Below are 21002 nucleotides of genomic sequence, written 5' to 3'. Positions count from 1 at the left end.
TGGGATGCCTCCCGGAGCCGAAGGCTTCCTCCCGCGCTCTGCGCAGAATATCCCTGGCGGCGTCCGCGGAGGGGCCATCACGGTGCTCGTCGAGGTACTCCTCGAAGCCCTCGGCATCGCCTCGGTGCGGCGCGACCCGCGCGTGGTCCTCTTCGCGGGAGAGCCGCGATTCTGGGCAGAGGGACGGGGCGTCGCCGTGCCGGACGACGACGTGCCGCGGGTCACGCCGCGGCAGGTTCCGATGCGCGAGCACCCCGGACGCCACCAGGCCCGCACCCGATAGCCGCGCACCGTGCCACTCGCACCGTGCCACTTGTGCCACTCGTGCGGTGCGGCTCAGGGGGCGCGATTCGGCCGGCCGGCCGGTTCCGGCGACGTACGTCGTCCACCGTGCCGCATGGGTCCACCCATTCCGTTCGCACGTGCGGTATAACCGGGGTCGAAGCGGGGAGGCGTCGATGCGGGACTCCGACAGGGCACGGGCGGCGAGCCTCTTAAGCCGGACTGCGGCACGTGATCTGTTCGAACAGGTGCGTTTCCGCTATTTCCAACTTCCGCCATTCGCGCGACGCGCGCTGTTCGTGGTGCTGCTCGTCGCCACCATGGGACTGGCCGCGGCGCTCAACTGGTCGCTGGCGCCCACGTTCATCTACACGTTCCTGGCGCTGTGCTTCCTCGCGCTGGCGCTCAGCTACCCGCGCGCCGCCGCGACCGTGCTCGTGCTCGCCGGGTGGGGCCTGCTGCTGCCGCTGTTCATGGGCGTGTTCGGCGGGCAGTCGATCCTGCCCGGCCTGCTGATGCTGCTGGGCGCGCTGACCGGCGGCGCGGCCCACCTGATCCGGTGGGTCCCGCCGTGGCTGACGACGCTGATGTCCCTCGCGGCCGCCGGGGTCGTCGCACTGTCGCTGTCGCCGCTGTCGCCGTCCGCCGCTCTGTGGGGGGCGTACGGCGTGGCCGCCGCGGTGCTCCTCTACCGCCTGGTGCTGGCCCGCAAGGTGCGCGCGGAGGCGGAGCGGGAGGCGGCGGGCGCGGAGACCCAGGTGCAGGTGCGCGCCAGGGCGGGCGGCCACCAGCCCGCCGCGGCCGAGACCGGCGCTCCGCCGCCCATCACGGTCGAGCAGGCGCTCGCGGAGCTGGAGTCCATGATCGGCCTCGAACCGGTCAAGGAGCAGGTGCGCGCCATCGCCGCGTCGATCGAGGCGGCCCGGCTGCGCAGGGAGGCGGGCTACGCCAACGAGCGGCCGATGCGCCACTTCGTGTTCGTCGGCCCTCCGGGGACCGGCAAGACCAGCGTCGCCAGGTCGCTCGCCAAGATCTTCTACGCGTTCGGGCTGCTGGAGACGCCGTTCGTGGTGGAGGCGCAGCGGGCCGACCTCGTGGGGGAGTACCTGGGGGCCACGGCGATCAAGACCAACGAGCTGATCGACCGCGCGCTCGGCGGCGTCCTGTTCGTGGACGAGGCCTACAGCCTCATCAACTCCGGCGACGGCCAGCCCGACCGGTTCGGCGCGGAGGCCGTGCAGACGCTGCTCAAGCGGGCCGAGGACGACCGCGACCGGCTCATCGTCATCCTGGCCGGCTACGAGCGGGAGATGAACGACTTCCTCGCGTCCAACCCCGGGCTGTCGAGCCGCTTCGCCACCCGGGTGCGCTTCCCCAGCTACAGCCCCGCGGAACTGCTGGAGATCACCGAGGCGCTGCAGCAGCGCCGGGGAGACCGGCTCGACCCCGAGGCCCGTCCCGTGCTGCGCCGGCTGTTCGAGGACGTGGAGCGCCGGGGGCTCGTCGACGACCTCGGCAACGCCCGCTTCGCCCGCAGCCTCGCCGAGGCCGCGGCGCAGGCTCGCGACGTCCGCGTGGTGAGCGCGGGCGGGGCGCCGCGCGGCGAGGACCTGGTCACCACCACCGCCGACGACGTGACCAAGGCGTTCAACGAGATCACCGCGCGATACCGCGGCTACCAGGTCACCCCGACCCTGGACGAGGCGCTCGCGGACCTCGACAGGATGGCCGGCCTCGATCCGGTCAAGCGGCAGGTCCACGCGATCACCGCCCAGCTCAAGGTGGCCAGGATGCGCCAGGAGCAGGGCCTGCCGGTCCAGTCGCAGATGCGGCACTTCGTGTTCGTCGGCCCTCCCGGCACCGGCAAGACGACCGTCGCGCGCATCCTCGGCCGGATCTTCTCCGCGCTGGGCCTGCTGGCCCGGCCCGACGTGGTCGAGGCGTCGCGGGCCGACCTGGTCGGCCAGCACCTCGGCGCCACCGCCATCAAGACGAACGAGCTGGTCGACCGGGCGCTCGGCGGCGTGCTGTTCATCGACGAGGCCTACAGCCTGGTCAACACCGGCTACTCGGGGGGCGACGCCTTCGGGGCCGAGGCGGTGCAGACCCTGCTGAAGCGCGCCGAGGACGACCGCGACCGCGTGGTCATCATCCTGGCCGGCTACGAGCGCGAGATGGACGCGTTCCTGGCGACCAACCCCGGTCTGGCCTCGCGGTTCAACCAGCGCGTGTCGTTCCCCTCCTACAGGCCCTCGGAGTTGACCGAGATCGCGGAGCTGCTGGCCGCCCGGAGCGGCGACAGGTTCGACGCCTCCGCCGCCCGCGACCTCGCCGACGTCTTCGACTGGGTCTGCCGCGAGGGGCTGATCGACGGGCTGGGCAACGGCCGCTTCGCGCGCTCGCTGTACGAGCGGGCCGCGCTGCGGCGCGACGTCCGCCTCGCCGAGCAGGGGTCGGCGAACGCCGCCGAGCTGACGACGATCACCAGCGAGGACGTCCGCAGCGCGGTAGACGAGTTGTCCTGATGTCGTAGGGGTAACCCCGGACGCGTGTCCCGATGGCCGCGGGCCGTCACTTCCTGCTACTAATCGACTGCGTATGGTAGCTGGAGGATCGGAGAAGCACGTGAGAGCACGATGGCCGGTTGTCCTGGCCACACTGGCCGCTCTGTGGGCCGCCGGTGCCTGCGGCGTGCAGCGGGGGCCGGGTGAACCGGACAGCGGGCTCGCCCCCTCCCCGGTCAAGGCCTACGACATCAACCCGCTGGCCCGCGACAAGGTCAAGGACGGCGGCACGCTCCGGTGGGGGCTCACCGACTTCCCGACGCAGTGGAACCGCAACCACGTCGGCGGCGACGGCACCGGCGTCAAGGCGGTGACGGACGCGCTGATGCCCCGCACCTTCCGGTCCGACGAGCGGGGGCGGCTGACCCTCGACACCGACTACGTGACCAACGCCAGGATCACCGCGACCTCCCCGCGGCAGGTCATCACCTACTCCATCAACCCCAAGGCGAAATGGTCGGACGGCAGGCCGATCACCTGGACGGACTTCGCCGCGCAGTGGAAGGCCATGAGCGGCCGCGACCGGGACTACCGGGTCGACTCGACCATCGCGTACGAGAACATCCAGAGCGTGGCCAGGGGGGCGAGCGACCGCGAGGTGGTGGTCACCCTCGCCCAGCCGTTCAACGAATGGCAGTCCCTGTTCACGCCGCTGTATCCCAGCACCACCAACGCGACCGCGGCGGCGTTCAACGCCGACTGGATCAACCGCATCCCGGTGACCGCGGGGCCGTTCCGGGTGGAGCGCCTCGACGCCAAGGCCAGGACGGTCACGCTCACCCGCAACCCCGCCTGGTGGGGCAACCGGCCCAAGCTGGACGCCATCGAGTTCAGGACCGTGCGTCCCGACCAGATGGTCCACGCGTTCACCAGGGGGGACGTGGACGTCTTCGAGGTGGGCCCGTCCCCCGACGACTACGCGAGGGTCAGGGAGGCCTGGGACGCCGTGGTCCGGCAGGCCGCGGGCGCCCAGTATCGGCAGCTCACCCTCAACGGGGAGAGCCCCGTCCTGTCCGACGCGCGGGTGCGCGAGGCCGTCGCGGCGGCGCTCGACCGCCGCGGTCTCATGCAGGTGGATCTCAAGGGCCTCGGCTGGCCGACCGTGACGCTGGACAACCACTTCCTCATGAACAGCCAGTACGGCTACCACGGCAACGCCGGAGAGGTCGGCGCGTACGACCCGAAGCGGGCCGGACGGCTGCTCGACCAGGCGGGCTGGAAGCTGTCGGGCAAGACCCGCGTGAAGAACGGCAAACCGCTCACGCTGCGCTTCGTCGTCCCCGACGGCATCGTCATGAGCGGCGTCGAGGCCGACGTCGCCCGGCAGATGCTCCAGCGCGTGGGCATCCGGGTCGACGTGCGCAAGGTGTCCTTCGACGACTTCTTCGGCAAGCACCTCATCCCCGGCGACTTCGACATCACCGCCTTCGCCTATCCGAGCACGCCGTTCCCGGTGTCGAGCGCCTTCGACATCTACGCGGACGGCGAGAGCGGCGGCCGGGGCGACGACGTCGAGTGGTACTCCAACCTCGGGCGCAGCGGGAGCAAGCAGATCGACGAGGCCATGTACCGCGCCGGCAGCACGCTCGACCCCGACAAGGTGCCCGGCCTGCTGAACGAGGCCGACCGGCTGGTCTGGAAGAAGGTCAACGTGCTGCCGCTCTACCAGTGCCCGCAGGGCGTGGCCGTGCGGTCCGCGCTGGCCAACATCGGCGCCAACGGGTTCTTCGACCTGAGGTATGAGGACATCGGCTACGCCTCCTGAGCGGCCGCCGGCGGGCCGCCCCCGGCGCGCCGGCGCCGGGTCGCGCCTGCTCCCGGCTCGGCGCGGCGTCCATCCCGTCGCAGGGGGAAGGAGCTCCCGACGTCAAGCGGGAGGTTCGTCCGGTATGTCGGCGATGTCGTCCAGGGCGGCGGCCAGCTCGTCCGGATGGTCGCCGATCCGCTCGGCGATCTCGATGAGGACGTGCAGCACGTCGTGCCTGTCGTGCCCCAGGTCGATCAGGCGCTGGGCGGCCTCCCACAGCTGCGGCGGGTCGCCGACCCACAGCCGGCCCGCGATCTCCTCGTGCCAGGCGAGGTGCTCCTCCAGGTCCGTGCGGTCCAGCTCGCCGGCGTGGTCGATCTCCAGCAGGATGCGCCGGTCGGCCTCGTCCGCCGGATTCAGCAGGTCGAGGTTGGTCGAGCCGCGCATGCCCTGCAGCAGGGGGAACGCGAACGCGCGCCGGGCCAGCGCGGACAGGTCGCCGTCGGGCAGCAGCCGTTCCACGAGAGAGCGGTCCAGCCCGAAGGTGGTCGGGTCGCGGTAGGCCTCGGTGAAGCGGGCCGTCGCCTCCCAGACCGCGTCGAGCGTCGCGCGCACGCCCTCGTCGGGCAGCCCGATCCGGGGGCCGGCGAAACGCACCCACGCCGACAGCACGTGGGGCATCGCGTCCTGCTCCGCCGGGGTGAGCAGGACCTTGCGCGGCAGCCAGTCGAGCAGGAACGTCTCGCACTTGGTCGGGCTCACCCGCATCGGCCGGCCGAAGTCCTGGTCGCAGCCGTAGTCGATGATGTGGTCGGCGCACCGCGAGGCGGCGGAGGGGTCCGAGAGGTTCTCCGCCGCGTCCGAGGCGAGGAACTCGGCCGCCAGCATCGCCCGGCGGTCGCGGCTGTAGGGGGCCTCGGCGTGCGCGGGGGCGGGCCGCATCCGCCCGGGCGGCAGCGCCTTGACGCGTGCCCGCGCGAACGCGTGGTAGGCGCTGTAGCTGTCGCTCACCGGCTTCGGGCCCGTGCGGCCGTGCGCGGCGGCCCGGGCCGCCTTCATCGCGAACTCGAGCAGCGCCCGCGCCTGCTGCGGCTCCAGCTCCTCGAACCGCAGCAGCGCGTTGCCCGCGGCCTCCAGCCTGGCCTGCTCCAGCAGCTTGTCGACCTGCGACGACACCCAGGCGTCGCGGGCCATGCCGCCCATGTTGTAGTCGACGACCACGACCAGCGCGTGCCTGTCCTCGCCGTTGTAGGCGAACGTGCACACCACGGTGTCCTGGTCGCCGTACACGTCCCTGGAGACGTAGCAGCCGGTCGGCTTGACGGCGCCGACGCGGTCCGCCCAGCGGGGCCGGGCGACGTCCGACTCCATCAGCGCGAGCGCCGCGCCCTCCGCCTTTGCCGCCTGCCGGGCGGTGCCGAGGTAGGCGACGCAGATGAGCAGGGTGAGCGCGGCCGGCGTGCCGGCCTTGGCCGCGTAGTCCACCAGGCCCTCGCCGAGGATCTGCTCGACGTCGCCGCCGCGCAGCCGCCTGCCCCACCACGCGCCGACCATGTCGGAGACCATGAGCTCGGCGTCGAGCGGGCTGCGCACGGCGAGCAGCTCCCTGGCCGCCAGCAGCATCTCCGCGAACACGTCGTCCGGCGGCCGGGTCTCCCGGGGGTCACGTCGGCGCCGGCGACTCACGAGATCTCGCTCCGCTCGCTCACGGTGACCACCTTCTCGCATTCCCGCCGCGGAGGGCATCAGGAACACGGCCCGGTGACTTCCCCGTTATCTGCCGCTCCAGCCTTCCCCGCCGTACGGCGGCGGGCCGGGGCGACCGCCGAGCGACCGTCGTGCGCCGCCTCACCTCCGGGAAGGCGGCGCCGAGTTCACCATACCCAGGAGGCGCTCCCGGGCGACCCGTTCGACGATCTCCGGGGTGACGTCGAGCCCCAGATGCTCGCCGCAGGCCCAGGCGTCGGCGACGCAGCGGGCGACTGCGGACAGGGGGACGGTCAGGAATTCCGCGGCCAGCCGGTGGGTCACGAGTTCCGCCGGTTCACGAAGACCCGGCTCCGGTTTCGGGCCGCCACTGATTCGTGCTGCGAGTACGGGCATGGACTGCATTCCTCGCTGAATGGGGACCTGCCGCCCCTTATTTCACCTCTTTCCCCGGCGGTGTCAACCCTTCGCGGGCCGCCGCGTGGGAAGCTGAACACATGCGCATCCGGCTCGCCCAGGATCCCGAGGCCGACGAGCTGCTCGGCCGCAGCCCCCTCGCACTGCTCATCGGCATGCTGCTCGATCAACAGGTGCCGCTCGAGCGGGCCTTCGCGGGGCCCCGCACGATCGCCGACCGGCTCGGCCGCGACCTGGACGCGCGTGAGATCGCCTCCTATGATCCTGACCAGTTCGCGGCTCTGCTCGCGGCGGCGCCCGCCGTCCACCGCTATCCCAAGGCGATGGCGGCCCGCGTCCAGGCGCTCGCGACCTATCTCGTCGAGCACTACGATGGCTCGGCCGAGAGGGTGTGGGAGGATGTCGGCGACGGCGCCGAGCTGCTGCGCCGGCTGCTGGCCCTCCCCGGATACGGCCGGCAGAAGGCCCAGATCTTCCTGGCTCTGCTGGGCAAGCAGTGCGGTGTGCGCCCGGACGGCTGGCGTGAGGCGGCCGGGCCGTACGGCGAGGAGGGGGTGCACCGGTCGGTGGCCGACGTCGTGGACGCCGAGAGCCTGCAGCTGGTTCGCGCGACCAAGCAGGAAGCGAAGCGGGCGGCCAAGAAGTAGGCCGGATCTTCCTGCGCGAGACGCCGGTCTTTTGACAGGATGCGTTGACCGCATGGCGGGCGGGGCTTCCGTCCGCGCATGCCGATCGCCCATGATGTAGGGCAGATCTGCGCTACCAATCACAGTTATGGAGATGTGCCTCGTGGGAGACGCTGGCACGCGACGGAGGTGCCGACCATGAGCGCCGAAACCTCCGTGCCCCGGCCCCGGGAGCCCGGTTTGGACATATCAGACTCCGACCTCTTCAGAGGCCTGATGTCGGAGGCGCCGTTCGCCTTCGCGTTTTTCAACCCGGATGGGCGTTTCGTCCGGGTCAACTCCACCTTTACCGAGCTGACCGGCCATCCTGTCGAGCTGCATCTTGACCGCCAACCGGCCGAGCTGCTGCCGGCCGACCTGACCACCCTGATCGAGGCGGCGCTGCGCCGGATCGCCGACGAGGCGCTGCCGGTCACCGACCAGCGGATCAGGACCCGCGCCGAGAACGGCGACAGCCGCCACTGGACGGTCTCGTTCTTCCCGATGCGCGACGACGACGGCGTCGTCGGGACCGCGCTCTTCGGGGTGGACGTGACCGAGCGGCAGCTGAACGAGGAGGTGCTGGAGCGCAGCGAGGAACGCTACCGCTCACTGGTGGAGTCGCAGCAGCAACTCGTGTGGATCACCTCGCCCAGCGGCAGGGTGGTCGAGGACGCGCCCCAGTGGCGGGCCATCACCGGCCAGGGCCTGGAGGAGTACCTCGCGCACGGCTGGCTGGACGCGGTGCACCCCGACGACCGTCCCGGCACCGAGGAGGCGTGGCGCGAGGCGCTGCGCGGCCGGACGATGTTCGAGTGGAGCTACCGGGTGCGCACCCGGGCCAGCGGCTACCGGCACTTCGAGGTCCGGGCCGTGCCGATCATCAGGCACGGCCGGGTGGTGGAGTGGGTCGGGGCGAACACCGACGTCACGCCGCAGCGTGAGGCCGAGGAGATGCGCGGCCGGCTCACCGACCAGCTCGGCGCCGCCGCGCTGCGCACCGCCCGCCTCCAGGGCGCGACCGCCCAGCTCGCCGAGGCGCTCACCGTCGAGCAGGTGGTGCAGGTCATCATCGACGTCGGCCGTACGGCCCTCGCCGCCGACCACTCGTCCGTGGCCCTGCTCGACCTGGACCGGGCGACGCTGAAGCTGATCAGCAGCGGCGGCACCCCGGACACCCGGGGCGAGGAGATCGATCTCGCGCAGCCCAACGTGATGACGATGGCGGTCAACAGCCGCCGCCCGGTCTTCGCCGAGTCGCCCGACAGCCTGCGGGCCCAGCTCGTGGACGCCGGCGCCGACGAGACGCAGATCTCCGGCTTCCTCGCGCAGACGGACGAGCGGGCCTGGGTGGGCCTGCCGCTGCTGGCGGCCGGGCGGGCGCTCGGCGCGCTGCGGTTCTCGTTCACGCGGACCCAGAAGATCTCGCAGGAGGACGGCGTCTTCCTGGAGGCCCTTGCCGGGCAGTGCGCCCTCGCGGTCGAGCGGGCCACGCTGTTCGAGCGCGAGCACAAGACGGCCGAGACGCTGCAGCGCAGCCTGCTGCCCGACCGCCTGCCGGTGGTGCGGGGCCTGATGCTGGCGCACCGCTTCCGCTCCGGCTCGCGTCACGTGCAGGTGGGCGGCGACTGGTACGACGCGTTCGTCCTGCAGGACGGCCGGGTGGCGGCCGTCGTGGGCGACGTCATGGGCAAGGGTGTCAAGGCCGCCGCCGGCATGGGCCGGATCCGCAACGCCATGCGGGCGCTCGCGCTGACCAACCCGCCCCCGGCCGCGGTGCTGACGGGGCTCGACCGCGTCTTCGAGGCTACCGAGGAGGAAGAGCAGGTCACCACTCTGGCGTACATGGTCGTCGAGCCCGGGACCGGGGAGGGCACGCTGGCCCTGGCCGGTCACCCGCCGCCGCTGCTGGTCTCGCCGCAGGGCGTCGGGCTGCTGCACGAGACCGAGCCGGGCACTCCGCTCGGCTGGGCCACGAGCCGTAAGCAGTTCCGGTTCTGCGTGCCGCCGGGTCACACCGCCGTTCTGTACTCGGACGGTCTGGTGGAGAACCGCAAGCGCGGGCTGGACGCCGGACTCAGGGAGCTTTCGTCCGTCGTGGCCGAAGCGCCCCCGGAGGTCCTGAGCAGCCCGAATATGCTGCTCGATTTCCTGGTGGACCACATGCTGTCCGGGTATGAACAGGACGATGACGTAACGGTACTCGCGGTCCACGTTCCACCGGCCACGAAGAGTGACTGAATGAAACAGTCATAACGGTTGCTTTCGGGTATCAGTGACCTCCTTCCGTACGCACTAGTGTCTCGGTCGGCCTAGGGTGGAGGGGCAACCGGCGGGACGCGGCCGTATCACGTACCGTGGCGTGCCACAATGGCATGTCGCGGTCTGCGCGACCTCACCACCGGAAAAGAAGAAGCACCTGGGTCCATTCTCGCCATGCGTTCGTTCGAGAGGTGTTCGTGTCGCCTGCAAGTTCGACTCGCTCGAAGCCGTCGGAGCTGAACGAGCCAGTGATTCAGCAGCTCCTCGAGCGTGGGCGCTCGCAGGGTTTCCTCGAGTCCGAGGATGTCCGCAAGGCCTTCGAGGAAGCGGACATCCCGATGTCGCAAGCCGCTGGATTCCTGCGCAGCCTCAGCAAGGAGGGTGTGACCGTCGTGGTGACGGCCGCAGACTCCGCGGCTCCCAAGCGTTCTCGAGGTCAAGCCAAGCGCCGCACCACCGCGCCCGTCAAGAAGACCACCAAATCCGCGGCGGCCAAGGAGTCGCAGCCGGAGACCGTGACCGCCGTGGTGACCGACTCCGCGCCCGCCGCCAAGCCGGCGCCCAAGAAGCCCGTCCCGGCCAAGCCCGGGCCGCCCGCCGCCAAGCCGGCCGCCGCCAAGGCTCCGGCCAAGCCCGCTCCGCCGAAGAAGGCCGCACCCGCCAAGCCGGAGGCCCCCACCGCGGGTCCCGAGGTCAAGGCGCCCAAGGCCGACCCCAAGCCGAAGTCCGCCGACCTCGCCGAGGACGACGAGGACATCGACCTCGAGGGTGACGTCGACATCGAGGACTTCGACATCGAGGTCGAGGACGTCGAGATCGACGCCGAGGTGGAGACCGACGAGTCCGACACCGAGACCGAGGGTGAGGCCGAAGGCGAGGAGCCCAAGGCCGAGGCGCTCGTCCAGTCCGAGGACGAGGTGCTGATCCTCACCGACGACGATGACGACGCGCCCGTCGCCCAGGTCGCGGCGGCCGGCGCCACCGCCGACCCGGTGAAGGACTACCTCAAGCAGATCGGCAAGGTGCCGCTGCTCAACGCCGAGCAGGAGGTCGAGCTCGCCAAGCGGATCGAGGCCGGCCTGTTCGCCGAGGAGCAGCTCGCCCAGGAGGCCGACAACCTGCCCGTCGACGTCCGCGCCGAGCTGGAGTGGATCGCCGAGGACGGCCACCGCGCCAAGAACCACCTGCTGGAGGCCAACCTCCGGCTCGTGGTCTCGCTGGCCAAGCGGTACACCGGCCGCGGCATGCTGTTCCTGGACCTGATCCAGGAGGGCAACCTCGGCCTGATCCGCGCGGTCGAGAAGTTCGACTACACCAAGGGCTACAAGTTCTCCACGTACGCCACCTGGTGGATCCGGCAGGCGATCACCCGAGCCATGGCCGACCAGGCGCGGACCATCCGCATCCCGGTCCACATGGTCGAGGTGATCAACAAGCTGGCCCGCGTCCAGCGGCAGATGCTGCAGGACCTGGGCCGCGAGCCCACGCCGGAGGAGCTGGCCCGCGAGCTCGACATGACCCCTGAGAAGGTCATCGAGGTGCAGAAGTACGGCCGCGAGCCGATCTCCCTGCACACTCCGCTGGGTGAGGAGGGCGACAGCGAGTTCGGCGACCTCATCGAGGACTCCGAGGCCATCGTCCCGGCCGACGCCGTCAGCTTCACGCTGCTGCAGGAGCAGCTGCACTCCGTTCTCGACACGCTGTCGGAGCGGGAGGCGGGCGTGGTGTCGATGCGGTTCGGCCTCACCGACGGGCAGCCGAAGACCCTCGACGAGATCGGGAAGGTCTACGGCGTGACCCGCGAGCGGATCCGCCAGATCGAGTCCAAGACCATGTCGAAGCTGCGCCACCCCTCGCGTTCGCAGGTGCTGCGCGACTACCTGGACTGACGCACGAGTCGATCGTCCCCCGGCCACGCACCACGGCCGGGGGACGATGACGTTTACGCCCCCGTAACCTCCTGGTAGCGCCACGGGCACGTTGCCGCTCCTAGGCTCCCGCCTCATGGGAGTGATCGAAGTGGATCGGGCGCGTGCTCGGGGGCCACGAGTGATCCCGGACCGCCCGTGGGCGGACACCATGCTCGACGAGGCGGTCGAGGCCGCCTCCAGGGGCGACCTCAGACCGGCGGCGGCCGTCCTCGCGGACAGCAGGGGCGACCCCGAGACGCGGTCGCTGCGGGTGGAGGCGCTGTCGCGGACCGTCATCGGGACGAGCCGATCGATCGAGGCGCTGCTCGCCTACGACCAGGGCAATCCCGACCTTTGGCTGTGGCTCGGCCGGGCCCGCCTGGAGGAGGCCTGGGAACTGCGGCCCGACGTGAGGGCCAGGGCGGTGCAGGCGGACCGGCAGCGCGCCTACCAGTCGGCGATGGAACAGGCCAGGCAGCCGCTGCTGACGGCGGCGGGGCTCGCGCCGGGCGACCCCGTGCCATGGGAGTGCCTGATGTGGCTGGCCATCGGGCTGGACCGGCCGCGCACCGACAAGGACGCGGTCTGGTACGAATGCTCCCGACGTTGGCCGACGCTGTATTCGGGGGCGCTGGCCCGCCTGGTCACCCTGTCACCCGGCTGGGGCGGCACCGCACAGGAGATGCTCGGCTTCGCCCGTTCGGCCGCCGCGCACGCCCCGGAGGGCAGTCCGCTTCCTGCGCTCGTGCCGCTGGCCCACTTCGAGATCGTCGCCGCCGGGCGCACCCCCATGTCCCGGGGCGGCTGGTTCTCCTTCGAGGCGCAGCGAGAGATCGTCTCGGCCGCCGGCCACTGGGCGGAGCGGCGCCTCGGCGGGGCGCACCCGCGCTCGATCGAGGCGCACAACGTCTTCGGCGCCGCCTTCTACCTGTCCGACCTCCGGCGTCCGGCGCGCGGGCACCTGGCCAGGACGGGCGGCCGCTTCAGCCGGCTGCCCTGGTCGCACCTCGGCGATCCGGCGCAGCAGTACCGCCGGGCCTGCGCCCGGCTCAATCTCTGACTCACTCGTCCACGATCACGTCGAGGGTCCGCGGCCTTCCCCGCCCGGCCGGCGCCGCCAGTTCCACCCGATGTCCCAGGCCGGCCAGCAGGTCGGCCAGATCTGCGGCCGTGCGGGGCCGGTCGGGGGTCTCGACGAGCGCGCGGGCCACCACACCCCGGGTGGCCTTCGCCATGTGGCTGACGACGGTCCGCTTCCCGGCCGCCTCCCGCAGCACCCGTACGGCCACGCCGCGTTCGCCGGGCTGCCAGGCGGCGGCGTACGTCGCGGATCGCATGTCCACCACGAGACCCTTCGTCGCGTCGAGCACCGCGCTGATCGAGGGCCGCCAGAACGCGGCCAGGCCGCCCATCGGCGGCAGCCGTACGCCCATGGACAGCCGGTAGGGCGGCACGCGGTCGGACGGGCGCAGCAGGCCCCACAGCGCCGAGAAGACGACGATCCTCCGGTCGGCCCGGCGCCGGGCCTCGGGGGAGAGGGTGGCCAGGCCCAGGTTGTCGTACAGCACGCCCGTGTAGAGCGCGGCGACGGGCAGCGTGCGCGCCGTGGGCAGCGCCAGGTTGCGCTCGATCTCGCCGCTCTGCCCCTCCGACAGTCCGAGCACGTCGCGCGCCTCGGGCGTGTGGCAGAGCGAGACGAGGGCGTCGAGGACCTTCTCGCGCGGGGAGGCGAGTTCGGGGAAGCCGAGCCGGCGGACGGCGGAGGTGCCCCGCTCGGCCTTCCCCTCCGAGGGCGGAAGCAGGATGAGCACGGTTCCGCAGCCTACTGCGCCCCGACCGGAGGGTTCTCCCCGATCGGGGCGCCGCCCGTCGCTCACCCCCGGCCGGTCTCCACCGCCTTGAGCACGGCCTCCGCGATCGAGCGGGGATCCACGCCGAAATGCCTGCGGACCGCGTCACGGGTGCCCGACAGCCCGAACCCGTCGGTGCCGAGCGAGGTCCACGGCCGGTCGATCCACGGGCTGATCTGGTCCGGCACCGCGCGCATCCAGTCGCTGACCGCGATCACCGGCCCCGCGGTCCCGGCCATGGCCTGCCGGACGTACGGCACGCCCGTCGTGGTCATGGCGTCGCGGCGCAGCTCGCTCCAGGAGGTGACCGACCACACGTCGACGCCCAGGCCGTACTCCTCCCTGAGCAGCCGCTGCGCGTCCAGCGCCCAGTGGATCGCGGTGCCGCTGGCCAGCAGGTGGGCCTGACCGCCGCCGGCGGCGTACCGGTACATCCCCCGGAGGATGCCCTCCTCGACGCCCTCGGGCATCGGGGGCTGGGGCAGCGGCTCGTTGTAGACGGTCAGGTAGTAGAACACGTCCTCGCCGCCGGGGCCGTACATGCGCCGCAGCCCCTCACGCACGATCGTCCCCACCTCGTAGGCGAAGGCGGGATCGTAGGCCAGGCACGCCGGGTTGGCGGAGGCGAGGAGCTGCGAGTGCCCGTCCGCGTGCTGCAGGCCCTCGCCGGTCATGGTGGTCCGGCCGGCGGTGGCGCCGACGAGGAATCCGCGGCCGAGCTGGTCGGCCAGCGCCCACATCTGGTCGCCGGTGCGCTGCCAGCCGAACATCGAGTAGAAGATGTAGAAGGGGATCATGACTTCGCCGTGGGTGGCGTAGCTGGAGGCCGCGGCCGTGAACGAGGCCATCGACCCGGCCTCGGTGATGCCCTCCAGCAGGATCTGCCCGTCGGCCGCCTCCTTGTACGACAACAGCAGGTCCCGGTCGACGGGCTCGTAGCGCTGGCCCAGCGGCGAGTAGATCTTGGCGGTGGGGAACAGCGACTCCATGCCGAAGGTCCTGGCCTCGTCGGGCACGATCGGCACCCAGCGGCGTCCCGTCTCCGGCTCCTTCATCAGGTCCTTGACCAGGCGGACGAAGGCCATCGTCGTGGCCACCGGCTGCTTCGAGCCCTTCTCCAGCGCCCGGAACGGCGCCTCGCCCGGGGCCGGCAGCGGGGTGTGGGAGACCGTGCGGCGGGGGACGGGCCCGCCCAGGTCGCGGCGCCGCTCGGCGGCGTACCGCGCCTCCGGCGAGTCCGGCCCGGGATGCAGGTACGGCGGCAGGTCGCCGTCGAGCGCCTCGTCCGGCACCGGCAGGCCGAGCCGGTCGCGCAACGCGCGGAACTCGTCCTGGGTGAGCTTCTTCATCTGGTGGTTGGCGTTGCGCGCCTCGATCCCCGCACCGAGGGTCCAGCCCTTCACGGTCTGCACGAGGATCACCGTGGGCGCGCCGCGGTTGTCCAGGGCCCTGCGGTAGGCCGCGTACACCTTCCGCGGCTCGTGGCCCGCCCGCGACCCGCCCACGATGCGCCGCAGGTCGTCGTCGGAGCAGGGCACGTCCAGGCCCCGGAACAGCCGCTCCCTGATGTAGGCGCCCGTAGAGGCGGCGAACGTCTGGAACTGCCCGTCCGGCACCTCGCCCAGCCGGGCCACCAGCTCGTCCGAGGTGAGCAGCCCGTCCCACTCCCGGCCCCACAGCGCCTTGACGACGTGCCAGCCCGCGCCCCTGAAGACGCTCTCGAGCTCCTGCACGATGCGGGTGTTGCCCCGCACCGGCCCGTCGAGCCGCTGCAGGTTGCAGTTGATCACGAAGGTGAGGTTGTCGAGCCCTTCGCGGGCGGCCAGGGTGAGGGCGGCCGTCGACTCCGGCTCGTCCATCTCGCCGTCGCCGAGGAAGGCCCACACGTGGCTGTGCGAGGTGTCCTTGATGCCGCGATTGTGCAGATAACGGTTGAACCTGGCCTGGTAGACCGCGTTGAGCGGGCCGAGGCCCATGGAGACGGTGGGGAACTGCCAGAAGTCCGGCATGGACCGCGGATGGGGGTAGGACGGCAGCCCGCCCTCGGGCTCGCGCCTGAACAGGTCGAGCTGCGCCTCGCTCAGCCTGCCCTCAAGGAAGGCCCGGGCGTAGATCCCGGGGGAGGCGTGGCCCTGGAAGTAGACCTGGTCGCGGCCGGCGTGGAAGAAGTGGTTGAAGCCCACCTCGTACAGCCAGGCGGCCGAGGCGTAGGTCGCCAGGTGGCCGCCGAGCCCCAGCCGGCTCCCCCTGGTGATCATCGCTGCGGCGTTCCACCGGTCGTAGGCGGCGATGCGTTCCTCCAGCTCCAGGTCACCCGGGTAGACGGGCTCCTCGGAGGTCGGAACGGTGTTGATGTAGCGGGTGCTCGTGGCCAGCCGCTTCAGCAGGTAGTCGACCCGTTCGGGGCCGGCTGCACGGCGGACCGCCTCGAGGGATTCGAGCCACTCGGCGGTCTCCTGCGGGTCCAGGTCTACGTCCATGGATTCATTAAAACACCCTATGATCGATCAGCCCATGTCTGCCCTACGGCCCTATCATCGGTCTCGTGGAACCCGTCGTGCGGTCGCCGCTTCGCGACCACATCCGGCAAACCGTGCTCGACGGCCTGGCCGACGGCCGCTGGAAGCCCGGCGACCGCCTCGTCGAGCGGCGCATGGCCGCCGAGCTGGGCGTCAGCCAGGCCCCGGTGCGTGAGGCGCTGCGCGAGCTGGAGGCGCTCAGACTCATCGAGTCCGCGCCCAACAAGGGCGCGCGGGTCCGCAGGCTCACCCGCACCGATCTCCGCGAGGTGTACCAGGTGCGGGCGGGCCTGGAGGAGATGGCCGTCCGGATGGGCAGGCCCCCTGTGGAGGCCTTGCGTACGCACCTCACCCGCATGCACGAGGCGGCGGCCGCCGGTTCCCTGCACGATCAGGTGCGGCACGGCGTCGCCTTCCACCGGGAGATCGTGAAAGCCTCGGGCAATGAGGTGCTGCTGGCGGTGTGGGAGTCGCTCGGCATCGAGGTGTGGACCCACCTGTCGATCCGCCTGTTCCGGATGCGCCCCCACGAGAACGCCGCCGGCCACGAACCTCTCGTTGAGGCGTTCGAGCGCGGCGACCCCGAGGCGGGCGTCCTGCTCCGCGAGCACGTGCTCGGCTACGCCCCGCCCGAGCCCGGGAGGACGAGCTAGCCCTTCTGGCCGGTCGTGGCGATGCCCTGGACGAAGTAGCGCTGGCCGGCGAAGAAGACGACGACGAGCGGCAGCGTGGTGATCACGCTCGCGGCCAGGACGATCTCCCACTTGGGATCGCCGCCCTGGTAGAACTGGTCGACCACCGCCTTGAGCCCGCGCGGCAGCGTGAACAGCGCGGGATCCTGCAGGTAGATCAGCGGCTTCATCAGGTCGAACCAGCTCGCCTTGAGCTCGAAGATGAACGCGATGATCAGGGCCGGGCGGCCGAGGGGCAGCGCGATCCGCCAGAACAGGTCGAGGTAGGACGCGCCGTCCACCCTGGCCGCCTCGAAGACGTAGCGCGGGATGCCGAGGAAGAACTGGCGCAGCAGGAAGATGTAGAACGCCGAGCCGAACAGGTTGCCCGCCCACAGCGGCACCTGCGTGCCGGTCAGGCCGACCGAGTTCCAGATCAGGTACGTCGGCACGAGCGTGACGGCCGCGGGGAGCATCATCGTGGCGAGCACGCTGCCGAACAGCACGCCGCGCCCCGGGAAGCGGAAGTAGGCGAACCCGAAGGCGACGAACGCGCTCGACACGGTCACGGTGAGGGCCGCCATGACCCCCACGACGACCGTGTTGAACAGCCAGGCCAGCATCGGGGCGGCGTCCCACACGTTCGCGTAGTTCTCGGGGGCGAACGGGTGCGGCCAGGGGAGGAACGGGTCGGCGAACGTCCGGTCGCGCGGCTTGAGCGAGGCCACGACCAGCCACACGAACGGGTAGAGGAACACCGCCGCCGCGGCCGAGAGCATGACGAGGAAGAACGCCCTGCGGGTGCCCGCCGTGCCCGGGCGGTCGTCGCGCGCCGCCTCCCGCATCCGCTCCGCCACGCCGCCGGTCCCCGGCAGCGTGCGGCCCGCCGTCGCGGTCATCGCGTCCCTCCCGGCGGCTCGGCCTCGTAGTAGACGAACCGGTTGCCGACCCTGACCTGCACGACCGTGATGATCCCGATGATCGCGAACAGTATCCAGGCGAGCGCCGACGCGTAGCCCATGTGCAGGAACTGGAAGCCCTGCTGGAACAGGTAGACGACGTAGAACAGGGCCGAGTCGCCGTAGGAGTGCTGGGCGGTCTGGTTGCCGAAGAACATCGTGTAGACCTGGTCGAACATCTGCAGCGCCGCGATCGTGTTGATGATCACCACGAAGAACAGCGCGGAGCTGATCATGGGCAGGGTGACCGAGCGGAACCGCTGCCAGCGGCCCGCGCCGTCGATCATCGCCGCCTCGTACAGGTCGCGCGGCACGTTGCGCAGCGCCGCGAACAGGATGATCGTGGTCGAGCCGAGGTTCCACAGCGACATGAGCACGATGCCGGGCTTGACCCACGCGGGGTCGGTCGTCCACTGCGGCCCGTCCACGCCGAACAGCCCGAGGAACTGGTTGACCAGCCCCGCCTGGCCGTTGAGCAGGAACAGGAACAGCACGCCCACCGCGACGTACGGCGTCATGGACGGCAGGTAGAACGCCGTGCGGAAGAACCCGGCGGCCCGGCCGGTGACGCGGTTGAGCATGAGCGCGAGCAGCAGGGAGATCACCAGCGCCAGCGGCACGTGCAGGACCGTGTAGAAGGCCGTGTTGCCGATCGCCCTGGCGACCTTCGGGTCCTCCAGCATCGCGGCGTAGTTGCCGAGGCCGACGAACTTCGGCTGGGAGATCAGGTCGTAGTCGGTGAGCGAGAGCACGAGGCTCGCGACCATGGGCCCGGCCTGGAAGATCACCAGGCCGATCAGCCACGGCAGCAGGAACACGTAGGCCCAGCGGGCCTCGTGGCGGGCCAGTCCGGAAAGCGGGCGAGCCACGTCAGCCCGCCGCGGCCTGGAGGGCCTTGGCGGCCTCCTGCTGGGCCTGGGAGAGCGCGGCCTGCGCGTCCTGGCGTCCCTGCATCACCCGGGTCGCCGCGTCGATCCAGGCGGTGCGGAACTCCACCGCGGCGGCCGACTGAGGGACGACGAAGCCCTTGTCCTGCACGCCCAGGATCGTCGCGGTCGCGTCGTCGTACGGCTTGTGCCCGCTCGGCTTGACGATCTGGGAGAAGATCGCCTGGTCGGCCTTGGCGTTGGCCGTGAACGTGCCGGGGTAGGGCTTGCCCTCCTGGGCCCGCTTGGCCGCCCGCGCCTTCGCCGCCGCGATCCAGGTGTCGGCCGAGGTCATCGTCTTGATCCACTGGCAGGCGACGTCAGCGTGCTTGGCCCCCTTGGGGACGACCCAGGCGTTGCCGCCGACCATGGTGACCGGGTTGCCCTGCCTGTCCTTGAACGGCAGCACGGTGATCTTCGCGTCGGGGGAGGTGCTCGCCAGGGAGGTGACCAGGAACTGCTCGGTGAGCATCATCCCGATCTGGTCCTCGGCGATCGGGTTCTTCTCGCCGAAGTAGTCGAAGGTGTCGGTGAACGCCTTGAGCTTGGTCCAGCCGCCCTGGTCGTCGAGCAGCCCGTTGGCGTAGTCGAGCGCCTCCGCGACCTTCGGGTCGTCGAGGCGGGAGGTCTTCCCGTCCGCCGACATCAGGTCGGCGCCGTTGGCCTTGGCCCACAGGGGGAGGAACTCCGGCAGCTTGGGGTAGAAGCCGAAGCGCTCGATCCTGCCGCCGGAGACCTTGTTCATCTTCTTGGCCAGGGCGGCCAGGGCGCCCCAGTCGGAGGTGTCGATGCTCGCCGGGTCCACCCCGGCGTCCTCGGCGGCCTTGTCGTTCACCAGCAGGATGATCGAGGTGTAGAACTCCGGCACGCCGTACCACTTGCCGTTCAGCTTCACCTGCTGCTGGGCGGCGGGGTAGAAGTCGGACATCGGGATGCCCTCTTTTGCCACGCAGTCGTCGAGCGGCTGGATCGCGCCCCTGGCGGCGTACGTGCCGATCAGCTGGCGGTCGAGGTAGACGGCGTCCGGCGGGTTGCCGCTCGCCACCGCGGACAGGAAGGCCTGCTCGTCGAACTGGCCCTGGTTGACGGTGAGCTTCACCTCGGGATGGGCCTTCTTGAAGGCGTCCACCCGGGTCGTGGCGATCTCGTCGGGGAAGCCGAAGCCCATGGTGGTCAGTGCGGAACCGCCGCCCGCCGACGCGCCGTCCGAGGCTCCCACGCCGCCGCACGCGGACAGGGGCAACACCGCTGACAGGGCTCCTGCCAGCACGAGGACGCCGGTACGGTTCCTGCGCGAAGTGGACACCGCCGCTCCTTTGAGGGGGTCCGAGGGATCGAGAGCCCCCCACTGCCCCGGGCACAAGATCTAAACCCCGAGCAGTGCAGGTCAACTAGGCTGCGGCGGGTGGATGAGGAGACTGCACAGTTCGACCTGCTGGTCGATGCGGCATGGCCGGCGCCGGGACGGGCCGAGGACGGCGGCTGGGTCTACCGGCACGCGGGCGGCGTGACGAAACGGGCCAACTCGGTGCTGCCATTGGGAGAGTGCGCGGACTTGCCGGAGGCGGTCGACCGCGCCGAGCGGTTCTACGCGGACATCGGGCAGCCCTGCGTGTTCTCGGTCGGGATGGGCGCGCCGCCCGGGCTCGACGACGAACTCGGCCGCCGGGGCTACCGGCTCGTGGACCCCACTTTGGTGATGACCAGGCCGCTCGCCGGCGACGAGGCCGCCGCCGATGGGGCGGTGGAGGACAGGCCGTCCGAACGGTGGCTGCGCACCTGGTGGAGCGTGGACGGCGGGCGCCACCGCGACACCGGGGAGGTTCCGGCGCGGACGTGGGGCGAGCGGATCCTCCGCGGGGTGCCCGCCGGGTACGTCCTCCTCGAGGAGGGCGCGGTGGGAAGGGGCGTGCCACAGGGGCGATGGCTCGGGGTCTACTGCATGGCCGTCGAGCCGCACGCCAGACGGCGCGGGCTGGGCGCGGCCGTGCTGCGCACCCTGCTCGCCTGGGGGCGGCAGTGTGGCGCCGACCACGCGTACCTGGTGGTGACCGAGGCCAACGCCGGCGCCCGCGCGCTCTACGAGCGTGAGGGATTCGCCGTCGCCGGCCGCTACCACTACCGGGTGCGGTCCTGACCCGCCGGCGCCGTCCGCCGCGGGCCCCGGGGGAAGCGGGGAACGGCGGCCGCGCCGGGCGGGCGGCCCGGGTCGATGGGTTGCTTATATGGCGACGGCGCGCGGAGCCGACATCATCGTCCGACGCTCCGGCACGCCGTCTATGGGGTCAGCGCTCGCCGTCAGGGGCGGTCGCGGGGGATTCACTGAGTCGGGCCGACTCGTCCTGGATCTCAGCACCTTTGTCGCGCAGCACAGTCACGTGCTGACGCCCGTGGTGGGCGCAGAACAGCAACTCCCCACCCACGGGCAGGGTCGCGCGGATGTAGGCCTGAGCACCGCACCGGTCGCACCGGTCCAGGGCCGTCAGCGGCTTGATGGGGGCGAGAGCTCCAGTCACGTATCGC

17 protein-coding genes are annotated in these 21002 nt (G+C 71.3%); 9 read left to right on the top strand and 8 right to left on the bottom strand.

The features are described 5' to 3' along the window. Positions 1 to 82 precede the first annotated feature (82 nt). From ABZ860_RS17615 to ABZ860_RS17605, 3 genes are all read left to right on the top strand, one after another. Positions 83 to 283: a hypothetical protein gene (locus ABZ860_RS17615; RefSeq protein WP_357221009.1), complete on the top strand. Its 201-nt coding sequence runs from the start codon at positions 83 to 85 to the stop codon at positions 281 to 283. A 175-nt stretch (positions 284 to 458) separates the two neighbouring features. Then, positions 459 to 2807 carry an AAA family ATPase gene (locus ABZ860_RS17610; RefSeq protein ID WP_357221008.1) on the top strand — a complete coding sequence of 783 codons (2349 nt, stop codon included), beginning with the start codon at positions 459 to 461 and terminating at the stop codon, positions 2805 to 2807. Between the two features lie 100 nt (positions 2808 to 2907). Further along, on the top strand, positions 2908 to 4611 hold the full coding sequence (locus tag ABZ860_RS17605; RefSeq protein ID WP_357221005.1) for an ABC transporter family substrate-binding protein: 1704 nt from the start codon (positions 2908 to 2910) through the stop codon (positions 4609 to 4611). A 102-nt stretch (positions 4612 to 4713) separates the two neighbouring features. Here ABZ860_RS17605 and ABZ860_RS17600 read toward each other — a convergent pair whose 3' ends face one another. Both ABZ860_RS17600 and ABZ860_RS17595 read right to left on the bottom strand, forming a co-directional pair. Next, the gene (locus tag ABZ860_RS17600) at positions 4714 to 6216 is read right to left on the bottom strand and encodes a hypothetical protein (RefSeq protein ID WP_357221454.1); all 1503 of its coding nucleotides are present in this window, start codon (positions 6214 to 6216) and stop codon (positions 4714 to 4716) included. Positions 6217 to 6441: 225 nt separating this feature from the next. After that, a complete protein-coding gene (locus ABZ860_RS17595) occupies positions 6442 to 6696 on the bottom strand; it encodes a hypothetical protein (protein ID WP_357221002.1) in 255 nt (84 codons plus the stop codon). Positions 6697 to 6797: 101 nt separating this feature from the next. Between ABZ860_RS17595 and ABZ860_RS17590 the strand changes: the two genes are divergently transcribed. From ABZ860_RS17590 to ABZ860_RS17575, 4 genes are all read left to right on the top strand, one after another. After that, the gene (locus ABZ860_RS17590; protein WP_357220999.1) at positions 6798 to 7364 is read left to right on the top strand and encodes an HhH-GPD-type base excision DNA repair protein; all 567 of its coding nucleotides are present in this window, start codon (positions 6798 to 6800) and stop codon (positions 7362 to 7364) included. A gap of 177 nt (positions 7365 to 7541) precedes the next feature. Continuing rightward, positions 7542 to 9623, top strand: coding sequence for a SpoIIE family protein phosphatase (locus ABZ860_RS17585; protein ID WP_357220996.1), 2082 nt, complete (start codon positions 7542 to 7544; stop codon positions 9621 to 9623). Positions 9624 to 9841: 218 nt separating this feature from the next. Continuing rightward, on the top strand, positions 9842 to 11533 hold the full coding sequence (locus tag ABZ860_RS17580; RefSeq protein ID WP_357220993.1) for an RNA polymerase sigma factor: 1692 nt from the start codon (positions 9842 to 9844) through the stop codon (positions 11531 to 11533). 115 nt (positions 11534 to 11648) lie between these two features. Then, positions 11649 to 12614 carry a hypothetical protein gene (locus tag ABZ860_RS17575; protein WP_357220990.1) on the top strand — a complete coding sequence of 322 codons (966 nt, stop codon included), beginning with the start codon at positions 11649 to 11651 and terminating at the stop codon, positions 12612 to 12614. A gap of 1 nt (position 12615) precedes the next feature. Here the strand turns inward: ABZ860_RS17575 and ABZ860_RS17570 are convergent, their stop codons facing one another. Together ABZ860_RS17570 and aceE are read right to left on the bottom strand one after the other, a co-directional pair. Further along, entirely contained in the window at positions 12616 to 13365 is a 750-nt protein-coding gene (locus ABZ860_RS17570) for a peroxide stress protein YaaA (protein ID WP_357220987.1), read from the bottom strand. Between the two features lie 62 nt (positions 13366 to 13427). Beyond that, entirely contained in the window at positions 13428 to 15884 is a 2457-nt protein-coding gene (gene aceE, locus ABZ860_RS17565; protein WP_357220984.1) for a pyruvate dehydrogenase (acetyl-transferring), homodimeric type, read from the bottom strand. Between the two features lie 65 nt (positions 15885 to 15949). On the opposite strand from aceE, the gene ABZ860_RS17560 reads away from it, so the two are divergent. After that, the gene (locus tag ABZ860_RS17560) at positions 15950 to 16576 is read left to right on the top strand and encodes a GntR family transcriptional regulator (protein WP_357220981.1); all 627 of its coding nucleotides are present in this window, start codon (positions 15950 to 15952) and stop codon (positions 16574 to 16576) included. On the opposite strand, the gene ABZ860_RS17555 is transcribed toward ABZ860_RS17560, so the two are convergent. The 3 genes from ABZ860_RS17555 to ABZ860_RS17545 are packed head-to-tail and all read right to left on the bottom strand — an operon-like array spanning position 16573 to position 19785. After that, positions 16573 to 17493: a carbohydrate ABC transporter permease gene (locus ABZ860_RS17555; protein WP_357220978.1), complete on the bottom strand. Its 921-nt coding sequence runs from the start codon at positions 17491 to 17493 to the stop codon at positions 16573 to 16575. The two genes, ABZ860_RS17560 and ABZ860_RS17555, sit on opposite strands and share 4 nt — an antisense overlap. Further along, positions 17490 to 18422, bottom strand: coding sequence for a sugar ABC transporter permease (locus ABZ860_RS17550; protein ID WP_357220975.1), 933 nt, complete (start codon positions 18420 to 18422; stop codon positions 17490 to 17492). Before ABZ860_RS17550 ends, ABZ860_RS17555 begins: the two co-directional genes overlap by 4 nt. A 1-nt stretch (position 18423) precedes the next feature. After that, on the bottom strand, positions 18424 to 19785 hold the full coding sequence (locus ABZ860_RS17545) for an extracellular solute-binding protein (RefSeq protein WP_357220972.1): 1362 nt from the start codon (positions 19783 to 19785) through the stop codon (positions 18424 to 18426). A 99-nt stretch (positions 19786 to 19884) separates the two neighbouring features. Here ABZ860_RS17545 and ABZ860_RS17540 point away from each other — a divergent pair, with 99 nt between their 5' ends. Continuing rightward, a complete protein-coding gene (locus tag ABZ860_RS17540) occupies positions 19885 to 20616 on the top strand; it encodes a GNAT family N-acetyltransferase (protein WP_357220969.1) in 732 nt (243 codons plus the stop codon). Between the two features lie 148 nt (positions 20617 to 20764). Here ABZ860_RS17540 and ABZ860_RS17535 read toward each other — a convergent pair whose 3' ends face one another. Further along, positions 20765 to 20995: a hypothetical protein gene (locus ABZ860_RS17535; RefSeq protein ID WP_142561501.1), complete on the bottom strand. Its 231-nt coding sequence runs from the start codon at positions 20993 to 20995 to the stop codon at positions 20765 to 20767. Positions 20996 to 21002 lie beyond the last annotated feature (7 nt).

Origin of the sequence: Microbispora sp. NPDC046973 (assembly GCF_040644495.1) — a bacterium.
GTDB lineage: Bacteria > Actinomycetota > Actinomycetes > Streptosporangiales > Streptosporangiaceae > Microbispora.
This window is presented reverse-complemented; position numbering and strand designations above follow the sequence as displayed.

What these genes read in the sequence shown, in the direction of transcription:
- ABZ860_RS17610 (WP_357221008.1), top strand. Translation starts at nt 459, where the DNA reads ATGCGGGACTCCGACAGGGCACGGGCGGCGAGCCTCTTAAGCCGGACT.
- ABZ860_RS17600 (WP_357221454.1), bottom strand. Translation starts at nt 6,216, where the DNA reads ATGCTGCTGGCGGCCAGGGAGCTGCTCGCCGTGCGCAGCCCGCTCGAC.
- ABZ860_RS17595 (WP_357221002.1), bottom strand. Translation starts at nt 6,696, where the DNA reads ATGCCCGTACTCGCAGCACGAATCAGTGGCGGCCCGAAACCGGAGCCG.
- ABZ860_RS17590 (WP_357220999.1), top strand. Translation starts at nt 6,798, where the DNA reads ATGCGCATCCGGCTCGCCCAGGATCCCGAGGCCGACGAGCTGCTCGGC.
- ABZ860_RS17585 (WP_357220996.1), top strand. Translation starts at nt 7,542, where the DNA reads ATGAGCGCCGAAACCTCCGTGCCCCGGCCCCGGGAGCCCGGTTTGGAC.
- ABZ860_RS17575 (WP_357220990.1), top strand. Translation starts at nt 11,649, where the DNA reads ATGGGAGTGATCGAAGTGGATCGGGCGCGTGCTCGGGGGCCACGAGTG.
- aceE (WP_357220984.1), bottom strand. Translation starts at nt 15,884, where the DNA reads ATGGACGTAGACCTGGACCCGCAGGAGACCGCCGAGTGGCTCGAATCC.
- ABZ860_RS17555 (WP_357220978.1), bottom strand. Translation starts at nt 17,493, where the DNA reads ATGACCGCGACGGCGGGCCGCACGCTGCCGGGGACCGGCGGCGTGGCG.